13 protein-coding genes, 1 tRNA gene and 1 pseudogene are annotated in these 14,132 nt (G+C 58.6%); 13 read left to right on the plus strand and 2 right to left on the minus strand.

Annotated features, from left to right (window positions below):
• Positions 1 to 194 precede the first annotated feature (194 nt).
• The 11 genes and pseudogenes from sucC (at position 195) to ACP7AP_RS12100 (ending at position 11,444) form a co-directional block, all read left to right on the plus strand.
• Positions 195 to 1,388: an ADP-forming succinate--CoA ligase subunit beta gene (sucC, locus tag ACP7AP_RS12050; RefSeq protein WP_426034450.1), complete on the plus strand. Its 1,194-nt coding sequence runs from the start codon at positions 195 to 197 to the stop codon at positions 1,386 to 1,388.
• A 73-nt stretch (positions 1,389 to 1,461) separates the two neighbouring features.
• Positions 1,462 to 2,346 carry a succinate--CoA ligase subunit alpha gene (sucD, locus tag ACP7AP_RS12055; protein ID WP_426034451.1) on the plus strand — a complete coding sequence of 295 codons (885 nt, stop codon included), beginning with the start codon at positions 1,462 to 1,464 and terminating at the stop codon, positions 2,344 to 2,346.
• A gap of 9 nt (positions 2,347 to 2,355) precedes the next feature.
• The gene (locus ACP7AP_RS12060; protein WP_426034452.1) at positions 2,356 to 2,742 is read left to right on the plus strand and encodes a hypothetical protein; all 387 of its coding nucleotides are present in this window, start codon (positions 2,356 to 2,358) and stop codon (positions 2,740 to 2,742) included.
• Positions 2,743 to 2,802: 60 nt separating this feature from the next.
• Positions 2,803 to 3,315 (plus strand): DUF805 domain-containing protein, encoded by a 513-nt coding sequence (locus ACP7AP_RS12065; protein WP_426034453.1) that lies wholly within the window; start codon positions 2,803 to 2,805, stop codon positions 3,313 to 3,315.
• Complete coding sequence (locus ACP7AP_RS12070) at positions 3,312 to 6,296, plus strand: 2-oxoglutarate dehydrogenase E1 component (protein ID WP_426034454.1); 2,985 nt, start codon at positions 3,312 to 3,314, stop codon at positions 6,294 to 6,296. The genes ACP7AP_RS12065 and ACP7AP_RS12070 overlap by 4 nt, the downstream gene beginning before the upstream one ends.
• Positions 6,283 to 7,536 (plus strand): annotated as a pseudogene (odhB, locus tag ACP7AP_RS12075) (2-oxoglutarate dehydrogenase complex dihydrolipoyllysine-residue succinyltransferase); the annotation flags it as partial. The gene ACP7AP_RS12070 and the pseudogene odhB, both read left to right, overlap by 14 nt.
• 14 nt (positions 7,537 to 7,550) lie before the next feature.
• Positions 7,551 to 7,994: a hypothetical protein gene (locus ACP7AP_RS12080; protein ID WP_426034455.1), complete on the plus strand. Its 444-nt coding sequence runs from the start codon at positions 7,551 to 7,553 to the stop codon at positions 7,992 to 7,994.
• Positions 7,995 to 8,013: 19 nt separating this feature from the next.
• The gene (locus ACP7AP_RS12085; protein WP_426034456.1) at positions 8,014 to 9,024 is read left to right on the plus strand and encodes a glycosyltransferase family 2 protein; all 1,011 of its coding nucleotides are present in this window, start codon (positions 8,014 to 8,016) and stop codon (positions 9,022 to 9,024) included.
• On the plus strand, positions 9,024 to 9,419 hold the full coding sequence (locus tag ACP7AP_RS12090) for an MAPEG family protein (RefSeq protein ID WP_426034457.1): 396 nt from the start codon (positions 9,024 to 9,026) through the stop codon (positions 9,417 to 9,419). Before ACP7AP_RS12085 ends, ACP7AP_RS12090 begins: the two co-directional genes overlap by 1 nt.
• Before the next feature lie 63 nt (positions 9,420 to 9,482).
• A complete protein-coding gene (gene lpdA / locus ACP7AP_RS12095) occupies positions 9,483 to 10,871 on the plus strand; it encodes a dihydrolipoyl dehydrogenase (RefSeq protein WP_426034458.1) in 1,389 nt (462 codons plus the stop codon).
• Between the two features lie 84 nt (positions 10,872 to 10,955).
• Positions 10,956 to 11,444 carry a hypothetical protein gene (locus ACP7AP_RS12100; RefSeq protein WP_426034459.1) on the plus strand — a complete coding sequence of 163 codons (489 nt, stop codon included), beginning with the start codon at positions 10,956 to 10,958 and terminating at the stop codon, positions 11,442 to 11,444.
• A gap of 89 nt (positions 11,445 to 11,533) precedes the next feature.
• On the opposite strand, the gene ACP7AP_RS12105 is transcribed toward ACP7AP_RS12100, so the two are convergent.
• Both ACP7AP_RS12105 and ACP7AP_RS12110 read right to left on the minus strand, forming a co-directional pair.
• Positions 11,534 to 12,196 (minus strand): GntR family transcriptional regulator, encoded by a 663-nt coding sequence (locus ACP7AP_RS12105; RefSeq protein WP_054007020.1) that lies wholly within the window; start codon positions 12,194 to 12,196, stop codon positions 11,534 to 11,536.
• Positions 12,197 to 12,227: 31 nt separating this feature from the next.
• Positions 12,228 to 12,932 (minus strand): M48 family metallopeptidase, encoded by a 705-nt coding sequence (locus tag ACP7AP_RS12110; protein WP_426034460.1) that lies wholly within the window; start codon positions 12,930 to 12,932, stop codon positions 12,228 to 12,230.
• A gap of 158 nt (positions 12,933 to 13,090) precedes the next feature.
• Here ACP7AP_RS12110 and ACP7AP_RS12115 point away from each other — a divergent pair, with 158 nt between their 5' ends.
• A complete protein-coding gene (locus tag ACP7AP_RS12115; RefSeq protein WP_054007019.1) occupies positions 13,091 to 13,429 on the plus strand; it encodes a TIGR02300 family protein in 339 nt (112 codons plus the stop codon).
• A gap of 112 nt (positions 13,430 to 13,541) precedes the next feature.
• Positions 13,542 to 13,617, plus strand: a tRNA-Ala gene (locus ACP7AP_RS12120).
• The last annotated feature ends 515 nt before the right edge of the window (positions 13,618 to 14,132 follow it).

Here is a 14,132-nt window from a genome sequence, read left to right on the forward strand (position 1 = left end):
CTGTGCGTGAACAATGCCGGGCGTTAGCGCCAACGGCAAGCCCTGAAAAACTTAAGGAATCCCTTCATGTGATCACAATTTTTTTGCGTGTGATCACAAATGTCGGTTTTCTGCCGATACCCTCTAATTCGGGTTTTCCTAATGCCCATATTTATGCCACACCGCCTGCAAATCAAAGCTGATGGGACAAATCCATGAACATCCATGAATACCAAGCCAAGGCGCTGCTGCGCAGCTACGGCATTCCGGTATCTGATGGCCGCGCCGTGACCAAGGCCGAAGAAGCCAAGTCTGCGGCGGGCGAACTCGATGGCCCTTTGTGGGTGGTCAAGGCGCAAATCCACGCAGGGGGCCGTGGCAAGGGCCATTTCAAGGAAGCCGAGGCTGGCGAAAAAGGCGGCGTGCGTCTGGCGCGTTCGGTGGGTGAGGCGGCGGAATTTGCCCGCCAGATGCTGGGCCGCACTTTGGTGACAGTGCAGACCGGGCCTGCTGGCAAACAGGTCAACCGCATCTATATCGAAGACGGCAGCGACATTGCGCGTGAACTTTACCTCGCCATGCTGATTGACCGCCAAAGCAGCCGGATTTCCTTTGTGGTGTCCACCGAAGGCGGCATGTCGATTGAAGACGTGGCGCATAACACGCCCGACAAGATCATCTCGTTCGACGTCGATCCGGCCACTGGCTATTCCGATTTCCACGGCCGCCGCGTCGCTTTCGCGCTGGGGCTGGAGGGTAACCAAGTCAAGCAATGCGTTGGCATCGTGAAGAACCTGTATCGTCTGTTCGTCGAAAAAGATATGGATATGCTGGAGATCAACCCGCTGGTGGTGATGACCGATGGCAATCTGAAATTGCTTGACGCGAAGATGAGCTTTGACGGCAACGCGATGTATCGCCACCCCGATATTGCTGCGCTTCGGGATGAGACGGAGGAAGACCCGAAGGAACTCGCGGCCAGCAAGTTTGATCTGAACTACATCGCCTTGGATGGCGAGATCGGCTGTATGGTCAACGGCGCGGGTCTGGCGATGGCGACGATGGACATCATCAAACTGTACGGGGCCGAGCCTGCCAACTTTCTTGACGTTGGTGGCGGTGCCACGAAAGAAAAAGTCACCGAAGCGTTCAAGATCATCACCTCTGACCCGCAGGTCAAAGGCATTCTCGTTAACATTTTCGGCGGCATCATGCGCTGCGACATCATCGCCGAAGGCGTGATTGCAGCGGTGAAAGAAGTTGGGCTGAAAGTGCCCTTGGTGGTGCGGTTGGAAGGCACCAATGTGGAACTCGGCAAAGACATCATCCGCAACTCGGGCCTGAACGTGATCGCTGCGGATAATTTGAGCGATGCCGCACAGAAGATCGTGAAAGCCGTCAAAGGATAAACCGTAGGGCGGGGTTCACCCCGCCTGCGCTGCAACCAATGGCGGGGTGAACCCCGCCCTACGGAGAAAAACCATGGCCGTTCTTGTAAACTCTAACACTCGCGTCATCTGCCAAGGCTTCACTGGCAGCCAAGGCACGTTCCACTCCGAACAGGCCATTGCTTACGGCACCAAGATGGTCGGCGGTGTCACGCCCGGCAAGGGCGGCTCCAGCCACCTGAACCTGCCGGTGTTTGATAGCGTGCATGAGGCCCGCGCGGTGACGGGTGCGAATGCGAGCGTGATCTATGTGCCGCCGCCGTTTGCGGCAGACAGCATCCTTGAGGCGATTGATGCCGAGATGGAATTGATCGTTTGCATCACCGAAGGCATCCCGGTGCTGGATATGATGAAGGTCAAGCGCGCGCTGATCAATTCAAAATCCCGTCTGATCGGGCCGAACTGCCCCGGTGTGATGACCCCCGGCGAATGCAAGATCGGCATCATGCCGGGCAGCATTTTCTCGCGCGGTTCGGTCGGGGTTGTGTCGCGCTCTGGCACGCTGACCTATGAGGCTGTCAAGCAGACCACCGATGTGGGCTTGGGCCAGAGCTCGGCTGTCGGCATTGGGGGCGATCCGATCAAAGGTTCGGAACATATTGATATCCTTGAGATGTTCCTCGCCGACCCCGACACCCATTCGATCATCATGATCGGTGAAATCGGCGGCGCTGCGGAAGAAGACGCAGCGCAGTTTTTGGCGGATGAGAAGAAACGCGGCCGTTGGAAACCCACCGCTGGCTTTATCGCCGGCCGCACCGCCCCGGCTGGCCGCCGCATGGGCCATGCCGGTGCCATCGTGGCAGGCGGCAAGGGCGACGCACAATCGAAGATCGAGGCGATGAAAATGGCCGGCATCATCGTGGCCGACAGCCCGGCGACTTTGGGCGAGGCCGTGCTGCAAGCGATTGGCAAGTAAGGGACTGGGATGCTGCGCGCTGTGTTTTTTTTGGTGATCCTGTTTGGTGCGGGCATAGGCTATTTGGTCTTTGCCAGCATGGCCGATCCGACGGCGTTTGGCGGCAAGCAGTTCACCGCAGAAGAGCGCGCACAGGGGCTGCATTGTCAGGTCATGCAGCAAGGCTACGATCGACCTGTGCAAACCGCCCTGCAAGCGCGTATCGGCAGCCATGACGGCGAGGACAAAGTGCGTTTGATCGATGTAATCCTGGGGCCGTTACAGCCGGACGGCAGCCACAAGATGACGCTGAACTACAGCCTGGACCGCATTGGTCAGATTTCGGAAGTGCACAGGGCCACCGGCACCATGAACAACGCCGATTGCAGTTTCACCATTGCCACCCTCGAACGCTAAGACGGGACAAAAGATGACAAGCCAATATAGCGGGCAAAACCCACGCCAGAGGAGTTAGCTTTGGGACCGGCACAGGCCATCAGGACTGGTTTTGCCAAGTCTTTCCAATTCTCGGGGCGAGCCTCTCGCCCTGAGTTCTGGTGGTTTGCGCCTTTTGGCTTCGTACCGCCTTTGATCGGCGGCCTGCAAATGTCTTGGTTCAACATGGACTTTTGGGGCATTTGGCGGGTCGCTGTCTTAATTATGCTGAGCCTGCCGCTACTGGCCGCCATGTCGCGCCGTCTTCAAGATGTTGGCGAGTCAGGCCAGGATGCGCTTCATCCTTTCATGCCGTTTGTCATGCTATGGGTGGGTTATCAGGCGGTTTACTGGTTCATCGTCGGCGCAGTCGCTGTACTGGGCGGCATAGCGTTGCTCGTTGCATGGATCGCGCTTGTGCTGTTCATCCCGCTCTATCTGTTTGCTATCATCGTCTCACTAAATTTGGCGGCCACCGTCATCGGGACGATGCTCATCTCCTCCATGCCCGGTTCCAACCACTACGGTCCCAATCCCCTTGAGGTAACCCCATGACCGAACAATCCCCCAACAGCCAATTCCACGCCTCCAGCTTTCTGCAAGGCGCGAATGCGGATTATATTGACCAACTGGCCGCAAGTTACGCCGCCGATCCGGCTTCGGTCGATGCGCAATGGGCGGACTTTTTCCGCTCGCTGTCCGAGCCTGAGATGGACGCCAAGCGGCAGGCCACTGGCCCGTCGTGGGCCCGCGCCGATTGGCCGCCGACGCCTTCGGATGATACGACCGGGGCGATGACGGGCGAATGGCCTGCGGCAGCGGAGCCGAAGGGTGCGGGCAAGAAGATCACCGAGAAAGCGGAGGAAAAGGGCGTTTCGCTGTCGGACGCTCAGGTGCAGCGTGCGGTGCTGGATAGCATCCGCGCCATCATGATCATCCGCGCCTACCGTATTCGCGGCCACCTTGCTGCCGATCTTGATCCGCTGGGCATGACCGACCGCGGCAACCACCCCGAACTCGATCCAGCGTCCTATGGTTTTGAAGAAGCCGATATGGATCGCCCGATCTTCATCGACAACGTGCTGGGGCTGGACGTGGCCTCGATGCGGCAGATCATCGACATCGTGAAGCGCACCTATTGCGGCACGTTTGCGTTGCAGTTCATGCATATTTCCGACCCAGCGCAGGCGGCTTGGCTGAAAGAGCGGATTGAGGGTTACGGCAAGGAAATCGCCTTCACCCGTGAGGGCCGCAAGGCGATCCTGAACAAGCTGGTTGAGGCCGAGGGCTATGAGAAGTTCCTCCATGTCAAATACATGGGCACCAAGCGCTTTGGTCTGGACGGCGCCGAGGCGCTGATCCCGGCGATGGAGGCGATCATCAAGCGCGGCGGTGCGATGGGGGTGCGTGAGGTGATTTTCGGGATGCCACACCGGGGCCGCCTGAACGTGCTGTCGAACGTGCTGCAAAAACCCTACCGCGCGATTTTCAACGAATTTCAGGGCGGCAGCTATAAGCCCGAAGATGTTGATGGCTCGGGCGATGTGAAATATCACCTTGGTGCCTCAAGCGACCGCACCTTTGACGGCAACACGGTCCATTTGTCGCTGACCGCCAACCCAAGCCACCTGGAGGCCGTGAACCCGGTGGTGCTGGGCAAGGTCCGCGCTAAGCAGGACCACTTTGGCGATACCGAGCGCAGCCAAGTGCTGCCCGTATTGCTGCACGGCGACGCGGCCTTCGCGGGTCAGGGCGTTATCGCGGAATGCTTTGGTCTGTCGGGTCTGAAGGGCCACCGCACTGGCGGGACCATCCATATCATCGTCAACAACCAGATCGGTTTCACCACCGCCCCGGCCTACAGCCGCTCCAGCCCCTACCCCACCGACATTGCGCTGATGGTGGAAGCGCCGATCTTCCATGTCAACGGCGACGACCCGGAAGCCGTTGTACATGCCGCGAAAGTCGCCACCGAATTCCGCCAGACCTTCCACAAGGATGTGGTGCTCGACATCTTCTGCTACCGCCGCTTTGGTCACAACGAAGGCGATGAGCCGATGTTCACCAACCCGGCAATGTACACCACGATCCGCAAGCAAAAAACCACGTTGCAGCTGTATACCGACCGTCTGGTGGCCGATGGGCTGATCCCGGAAGGTGAGATTGAGGATATGAAGGCGGCGTTCCAGGCCCGTCTGAATGAGGAATTTGAGGTCGGCAAAGACTATAAGCCCAACAAGGCCGATTGGCTGGATGGTCGCTGGAAGTCGATGAAAACCAAAGACCTCGACAATTATCAGCGCGGCGATACCTGGATCAAGCCCGAGACATTGGCCGAAGTTGGCGCGGCTTTGACCCGCATCCCTGAAGGTTTTGACATTCACAAAACCGTCGCGCGGCAGTTGGAAGCCAAGAAAAAGATGTTTGAGACCGGCACCGGTTTCGATTGGGCCACGGCAGAGGCTTTGGCCTTTGGGTCCTTGCAAGTCGAAGGTTTCCCGGTGCGGCTATCGGGGCAGGATTGCACCCGTGGCACCTTCAGCCAGCGTCATTCGGCTTTTGTCGATCAGACCACCGAGGAACGCCATTACCCGCTGAACCACATTCGTCCCGGTCAGGCGCGGTATGAAGTGATCGATTCCATGCTTTCGGAATATGCAGTTTTGGGGTTTGAATACGGCTATTCGCTGTCCGAACCCAATGCGCTGACGATGTGGGAAGCGCAGTTTGGTGATTTCGCCAATGGCGCGCAGATCATGTTCGACCAGTTCATCAACTCGGGTGAAAGCAAATGGCTGCGGATGTCCGGCCTCGTCTGTCTGCTGCCGCATGGTTATGAAGGCCAAGGGCCGGAACACTCCTCGGCCCGGTTGGAGCGGTTCTTGCAGATGTCGGCGCATGACAACTGGATCGTGGCAAACTGCACCACGCCCTCGAACTATTTCCACATCCTGCGCCGCCAGATGCACCGTGACTTCCGCAAGCCGTTGATTCTGATGACGCCAAAAAGTCTGCTACGTCACCCGATGGCAATCTCGGATGCGTCGGATTTCACCGAAGGCAGCTACTTCCACCGCGTGCTGTGGGATGATGCGCAAAAGGGCCATTCGGAAACCAAGCTGAACGCCGATGATGGCATCAAGCGCGTCGTGCTGTGTTCCGGCAAGGTCTACTACGACCTTTTGGCCGAACGAGATGCGCGCGGGCTGACCGACACCTATTTGCTACGGGTCGAACAGCTTTATCCGGTGCCGAAGCAATCGCTGACCGCTGAACTTTCGCGGTTCAAGGGCGCGGAATGGGTCTGGTGCCAGGAAGAACCGAAGAACATGGGCGCTTGGTCGCACATTGAGCCTGAACTAGAGGCGCTTTTGACCAATATCGGTGCAACCAACACCCGGCCCCGCTATGCTGGCCGCGCGGCTTCGGCCTCGCCTGCCACGGGTCTGGCATCGAAACACAAATACGAACAGCAAACCTTGGTGAATGAGGCGCTTGGCGGCCCGTCGCCCACCACCGCCCGCGCAGGAGAATAAGATGACCGATGTAATGGTGCCCTCACTGGGCGAAAGCGTCTCGGAAGCCACTGTATCGACTTGGTTCAAAAAGCCGGGCGATGTGGTGAAACTGGACGAGATGTTGTGCGAGTTGGAGACGGATAAAGTGTCCGTCGAAGTGCCGTCCCCGGTGGCAGGCGTGCTGGCCGAAATCCTTGCCCCCGAAGGCACCACCGTCGCCGCCAATGCGCGGTTGGCGATTGTGACCGAAGGGGCCGCTGGCACGGCAACCGCAGCCCCGATCCCCGCGAAAGCTGAGGAGCCGAAATCGGTCGCAGCTGCCACCGTAGGATCGCCCGGTGCTGGCCCCGAAGTGCTGACGCCGCGCGACGTTGAAAACGCGCCTTCCGCCAAGAAAGCCATGGCCGAAGCGGGTCTGTCGGCCGATCAGGTCCAAGGCACGGGCCGCGATGGCCGGGTGATGAAGGAAGACGTGGCGCGCACAGCCAGCGCCGCCCCGATCACCGCTGCCCCTGCAGTAGCCGCGATTCCACGCGCTCCGGTGCCCGCCGATGATGCCGCCCGCGAGGAACGCGTCAAGATGACCCGGCTGCGCGCCACCATCGCGCGCCGCTTGAAAGACGCGCAGAATACCGCCGCGATGCTGACCACCTATAACGAGGTGGATATGTCCGGCATCATGTCTTTGCGCAATGAATACAAAGACATCTTTGAGAAAAAGCACGGCGTCAAACTCGGCTTCATGTCGTTCTTCGTCAAAGCCTGCACCCATGCTTTGAAAGAAATCCCGGAAGTGAACGCCGAGATTGACGGTCAAGACGTGGTTTACAAAAACTACGTCCATATGGGCGTCGCGGTTGGCACACCGAACGGCCTTGTGGTGCCGGTGGTGCGCGATGCCGACCAGATGGGCTTTGCCGCGATTGAGAAGAAAATCTCGGAACTCGGCCTGCGCGCCCGCGATGGCAAGCTGTCGATGGCTGAGATGCAGGGCGGTTCGTTCACCATCTCGAACGGCGGCGTCTACGGCTCGCTGATGTCCTCGCCAATCCTGAACCCGCCGCAATCGGGGATTCTGGGGATGCACAAAATCCAGGATCGCCCGGTCGTGGTCGCAGGTCAAATCGTGATCCGCCCGATGATGTATCTGGCTTTGTCCTACGATCACCGGGTTGTGGACGGTAAGGGCGCGGTGACGTTCCTTGTGCGGGTGAAGGAAGCGCTTGAGGATCCGCGTCGGTTGTTGATGGATTTGTGATAGGTAGAGTCACGATGCACAAAGCTGGTAAGAAATCGGCTGAAAGTTTGTCGGCTTTTCTGGGAAATGTTCTCGGAATCGGCTGTTTTGCTTTTATGTCGTTTCTTGCCACAAGCGCTTCAGCTCTTTTCGTCTCAGACTATGCGAAATGGAAAACCATGGACGCGTCTGATCGTGCGACCTACGCAAAGGGAATGTTTGACACATTTATGATTGCATATCCGGCAGACGATGACATTGCGCGGGCATTTGGCCTAGACAACTGTGCGGCGGACCTAAAACTGAGTGGCGAAAAAATTGCCGAATTTGTGGACGACTACTACGAGACGACCCCCAAAGAGCGCGATATGCCTCCATTCGTCGTTGTTAACACTGTAGTAGTGCTGGGATTGTGCCGACAACACATCAATTCGGAGCGCAAGTCCCGTGGACTGACGCCGTTGGTCTCGGCACCTTAAAGTTTGTTGAGGATACCCGATGCCCCCCGCTCCCCCCTCCCCCCGCACCAAACGCGCCGTTGTGGTGTGTATGCGCAATGAGTCGGTGTTTTTGTTGGAGTGGGTGGCCTATCACCTGAGCATCGGCTTTGACCGCATCTTCGTTGTCACCAACAACTGCCAAGACGGCACTGATCTGATGGCGGATCGGCTGGCGGAGTTGGAACCCGTCATCCATATCCGCAATGAAGTCGCCCCCGGTGAGGCCCCGCAAGTTGTCGGCCTCGCCCGCGCCTTGCAGCACCCGGCGATGGCGGATGTGGAATGGCTGTTGCACATCGACGCCGATGAATTTCTCAACATCACCACCGGGGCGGGCATGGTGGGCGACCTGCTGCAAGCCATTGGCCGCTGCGATACCGTCGCCATCGCATGGCGGTTTATTGCCAGTGTCGGGCGGAAAATCTGGCAGGGTGGCAGCCTTCTGGCCGAGCAAACCCAATGCTCGGCGCAGATTGAGGAACAGTTGGTGTTCCACAAATCCCTGTTTCGCCCCAACCGATTTGCCCGCGCCATCGACCATATGCCGAAAGATCCGCTCGACCCCGATGTGATCGTGCGCAACAGCGCGGGCGGCAAAATCCCCAATCGAGGGCTATCACACCCGACTGCCGCGAATTACAGGGGCATCAAGGACAGTGATCTGACGTGGCAAAACGCCGACATTCACCATTATTTCGTGCGCTCGGAAGATGTGTTCCTGCTGAAAAACATGCGCGGCGACGGCATGGCGAAGCAACACGCCAACCATGTGCTCGGCTCAAAGATGTGGACCATTGCCGAGCGTGCCACCGGAGAAGACCGCTCGATCCAGCGCCATCTGCCAAGCGTGACCGCGCGTCTGGCCGCCTATGACGCCGATCCGCAGTTGCACGATTTGCACAAAACTGCACTGGCTTGGCTGGCGGATCAGCGCGACACTCACCTGACGCCCGAGAACCGCAAGCTGTGGGATCAGCGCCGTAAACGTCCAAAGAAGGAAGCGCCCTAATGACAGCCGAACTTACCGCCCTCGCGCTCGCAGGTCTTTTGCAAGGCGTGCAATTCGCGCTGTTCGCCATCCCGGCCAATCTGCAACTTGGCACAGGCTACACTTCTAGCCCGCGCGACCGCCCGCCATCGCGGCAGTTGTCGGTGCAAGCGGGTCGTATGCAACGCGCGCTGAACAACCATTTCGAGGGGTTGATCCTTTTCACCCTTGCTGTCGTGGTTGTCACCTTAGGCAACCAATCAACAGCCGTGACGCAATACGCCGCCTATACCTACCTCGCCGCCCGCGTGCTTTATGTGCCTGCCTATGCCTTTGGGCTGCGGCCTTGGCGCTCGGCAATCTGGGCGGTGGGCTTTTTCGCCAGCCTCACCATGATCGTGGCGGCTTTGATCTGACACACGCAGGCCTGTACAAAGTCTGTACCAAGCCCATTCGCAAACCCTACGAAGGAAAAACCAATGGCAAGTTTTGACGCAATCATCATCGGTGCTGGCCCCGGCGGCTATGTTTGCGCCATCCGCGCCGCGCAACTGGGCCTGAACGTGGCGGTGGTTGAGGGTCGAGACACCCTTGGCGGCACCTGCCTGAACATCGGCTGCATCCCGTCGAAAGCCTTGCTGCATGCGACGCATAGCTTGCATGAAGTCCATGAGAACTTTGAGAAAATGGGTTTGATGGGGGGGGCGCCGACGGTCGATTGGCTGAAAATGCAGGCCTATAAAACCGATGTGGTGAACGGCAACACCAAGGGCATCGAGTTTCTGTTCAAGAAGAACAAGATCACCTGGCTGAAAGGCTGGGCGACGATCCCAAGCCCCGGCAAAGTGCAGATCGGCGACGAGGTGCATGACGCCAAAAATATCGTGATTGCAACGGGGTCCGAGCCATCCAGCTTGCCCGGTGTCACCGTGGATGAGACGATTGTGGTGACCTCGACCGGGGCTTTGACGCTGCCGTCGATCCCGAAAACCATGGTGGTGATCGGCGCAGGCGTGATCGGGCTGGAGATGGGCTCGGTCTATGCGCGGCTGGGCACCGAAGTCACTGTGGTCGAATATCTGGATGCGATCACCCCCGGCATGGACGCTGAAGTGGCGAAGTCTTTCCAACGGATTCTGACCAAGCAGGGCTTTAAGTTTATTCTGGGGGCCGCTGTGCAGGGTGTTGAAACCAAGAATGGCATGGCATCGGTCACTTATAAACTGCGCAAGAACGACACCGAGGCCAGTCTGGAAGCCGAGGTGGTTCTGGTCGCCACGGGCCGCAAACCCTATCTTAAAGGTCTGGGCCTTGAGGCGCTGGGGGTTGAAATACTGCCGCGTGGTCAGGTCAAGACGGACGCGCATTATGCGACCAATATCAGTGGCTTGTATGCGATTGGTGATGCGATTACCGGCCCGATGCTGGCGCATAAGGCCGAAGATGAAGGGATGGCTTTGGCCGAGATCATGGCTGGCAAAGCCGGCCATGTGAACTATGCGGTGATCCCCGGTGTGGTCTATACCTCGCCAGAAGTGGCGTCGGTGGGGGCCACCGAGGAACAACTGAAAGAACAGGGCCGCGCCTACAAGGTCGGCAAATTCCCCTTCATGGGCAATGCGCGCGCCAAAGCGGTGTTTCAGGCGGAGGGTTTCGTGAAAATGCTCGCGGATGCCGCCACTGACCGCATCTTGGGCTGCCATATCATCGGGCCGGGCGCGGGCGATCTGATCCACGAGGTTTGCGTCGCGATGGAGTTTGGCGCATCGGCCCAGGATCTGGCAATGACCTGCCACGCCCACCCGACCTACAGCGAGGCGGTGCGTGAAGCGGCGCTGGCTTGTGGGGACGGTGCGATCCACGCCTGACGGCTTGCGACTTACGTATATACCGGACATGATCAAGTTGAGCTCAAAATCTCATCTTGATTTGTATCTGGGGCGGCCATCGCGATGAGTTTCGAAACGATTTTTGACGTTACTAACGGTGGCTACAGAACATGGCATTTCGCAGTTGTGGGTTTTGTCGGTATATTTTGCGGCATCTTAGCTGTTAAACCCACACTTTGGCCCAAGCGACTGCCAGCGCTTACAATTTCGTCACTCAACAGAGTTTTTAGCTATTTCGTTCTCATCTTCTCAATGTTTTGGACGATACTTGCGTTCTCAATCACCTATTCCCACCACATCTCGGCGGTTGCTGCAATGAGCAGTGGCCAGGTTCAGATTGTCGAAGGCAGGATCAGCAATTTTATCGCCGAGACGAACAAAAACAAGCAAGAGAGTTTTCAGGTAAACGGCATCCATTTTAGGTATTCCCGTTCCTTGGTGACAGAGGGCTATCGCGGCACCGCGGCGCAGGGTGACGTGCTGAAAAATGGACTGAACGTTCGAATTGCTTATTGGGATGGTCTTATCTTACGCTTAGAGATTGCCCCATAAGGCAAGCGCGATCACAACGCAGAATATAAATTGCCAGCGTGACGCGCGGAAAACCTCTGTTCCAAAAGACTTTTCGCAGAAAAATCGCCCTAACTCGCCAGATGCCGCAAGCCCTGCGTGACATCCGTGCGCACCGCTAGCCGTAGCCCCGGTTCATCCCCCGCCCGCAACGCCGCCAAGATCATCCGGTGGTGCTGCGGCATGTCGCGGCGGCGCAGCTTTTGGTAAAGCGCGCGCATTGTCGGCCCCAGTTGCAGCCAGACCGTCTCGCACAAAGCCAGCATCGCCGGGGTCTGGGCGCGCAGGTAAAGTGTGCGGTGAAACTCCAGATTGGTGCGCACATAGCCCACCGCATCCTGGTTCATCACCGCTTCCTGGTTCAGCGCATTGATCGCAGCGAGGCGGTCGATCAGGGCGAAATGGGCGCGGGGCAAGGCGCGCGAAGCCATTTCAGGCTCCAACATCGCCCGGATCGCCGCCAGTTCCTCTATGCGTTCCGGTGTCAGCTCTGGTGTCGAAATCCGCCCCGAGGATGACATCGTAAACGCTCCCTCGGCCACCAACCGCCGCGCCGCCTCGCGCGCCGGGGTCATCGAGACGCCAAATTGTTCGGCAATGCCGCGCAGGGTCATCGCCTGACCGGGTGCCAGTTCGCCATGCAAAACCTGCTGGCGTAAACTGCGATAGACACGCTCATGGGCGGCAGCATTGGGGTCGGCCAGTCGCGGCGGGATGGGATAGGGTGAGATCATGCCCTAGCCAAGCACCCAGAGCGTGCTGTGGTCAAGCGCCATCAAGATCGCCGCCGTCAAACCGAATCGCCTGTAGCGCCCCACCTTCGCGCTTCAACCACGCGCGTTCGGCCTGCCATCCGGGGAAAAGTCGCTGCACCACAGCCCAGAACCGATCCGAATGGTTCAGCTCCAGCATATGCGCAACCTCATGCGCGGCCACATAATCCAGCACGCGCGGCGGCGCCATGATCAGCCGCCATGAATACATCAAGGCGCCATCCGAAGTGCAAGAGCCCCAGCGTGAGCTTGTATCGCGCAGGGTAATTTGCGTCACCTTGCGCCCGATCAGCCCCGCATAGTGATCCGATGCCGCCACCAGCCGGTTGCGCGCCTGTACCCGCAGAAAGGCCGAGACCCGCGCCGCCGCCCGATCAGGATCGCCCGGCACGATCAGCACATCGCCCTCCACCCGTACCGACCGCCCCGCCCCGCTTTCCAGCCGCAACGGCTGGCCTTCAAACGGCAGCACCGAGCCTATACCAACGCCGACCACCTGCGGCATCCGCGCCACCGCCGCCCGGATCCAACCCTCTTGCGCGCGGGCAAAGGCCATCGCCTCGGCCTCCCGTGCCCGCGTCGGCAAAGACAGCGTCACCGCGCCATTCGCCTGCGATACCCGCAAGGAAAACCGCCGCGCGCGGGCATTCCGGCGCAGGGTGATCTGGATTGCAGGGGGGCCGGGAAGCAGGAACATCATACCTCTGGACATGCACCTAAAGCATACCTATCTGCACCCACGGCTGCAACCGCTGCAACAGCGACAAAAGCCTTTGACAGTGGCGCGGCCTTGTGGCAAGCGACTGCATTCCGAATTGACAGCCCGCAAGGGCCAGCCTGAACAAAGGGAAAACCATGCCACTGGCAGAATGGGGCACCAAGCGCGTGTGCCCAACCACCGGCAAGCGCTTTTACGACTTGAACCGCAGCCCGATCGTTAGCCCCTATACGGGCGAGGTCGTGGACATCGAATCGGCACGCCGCAAAATGGCCGCCGCCGTGATCGCGCGCGTGCAGCCTGAAAAAGACGATGATGCCGTACTGGTCGATGATCTGGAAGCCGATGATGATCTGCTGGTTGCAGGCGTCGCCGATGATGCGGAACTCGATGATGAGCTGTTGGAAGATGACGCCGACGACACCGTGTCGCTGGACGATCTGACAGATGTGGCCGGCGACGAGGAAGACGTTTAAGCTGGTATAAGGGGCGCGCAGCACCGTATTTTTCCTCTTGCACCGCTGCGCGCCCTACCCTAAACAACGGCCAAGAAGGTGACCACGACGCGCCCAACGTCGTGCCAAAGATGGGGTCATAGCTCAGATGGGAGAGCGCTTGAATGGCATTCAAGAGGTCGACGGTTCGATCCCGTCTGGCTCCACCAATCTTCCTAAGTTTTTTCAATGACTTAGAAAGGGGCTGGCTTAGAAGATAAGTCGAGCCAACTGCGTGAATCATCACCGAGTCATCACCGAACCAAAAAGCTGCGTAGCCTTCGGTTATCGCTGCAAGGCTTGGTCGGATGCCTGTTTGTTGAATCGGCAGGCTGTAAGCGGCGCTTTTTACCCTTGTTCACGAGAGCATGCGACCACCAAGGCGGCTTTGGGCAGTCCACCCGTTTACCGTCAAGACCAAAAGCTGTTCGCTCTTTTGAATCGTCGCGGGTTGGACTCGCTTAGCAGGTGCAGCGGTCAAGCTACGGCCCGGCGCTGACCCGAAGGCACGTCCTTTCCCTTTGCCATAGACTTCGCAGGCCGCTACACCTCTAGTTAAATGCAACCAAAGGCTTATCCCCTTTGATCCGGCGGCACATGATGTAGTGCGACGCGGCTTGCCAACTTAAAATGTTCTGGTATTGTTCTACTCATGCCAGCCAGATGGAAAAATGACAAACCTATG

This window comes from Cypionkella sp. TWP1-2-1b2 (assembly GCF_049896245.1).
Classification (GTDB): Bacteria; Pseudomonadota; Alphaproteobacteria; order Rhodobacterales; family Rhodobacteraceae; genus Cypionkella.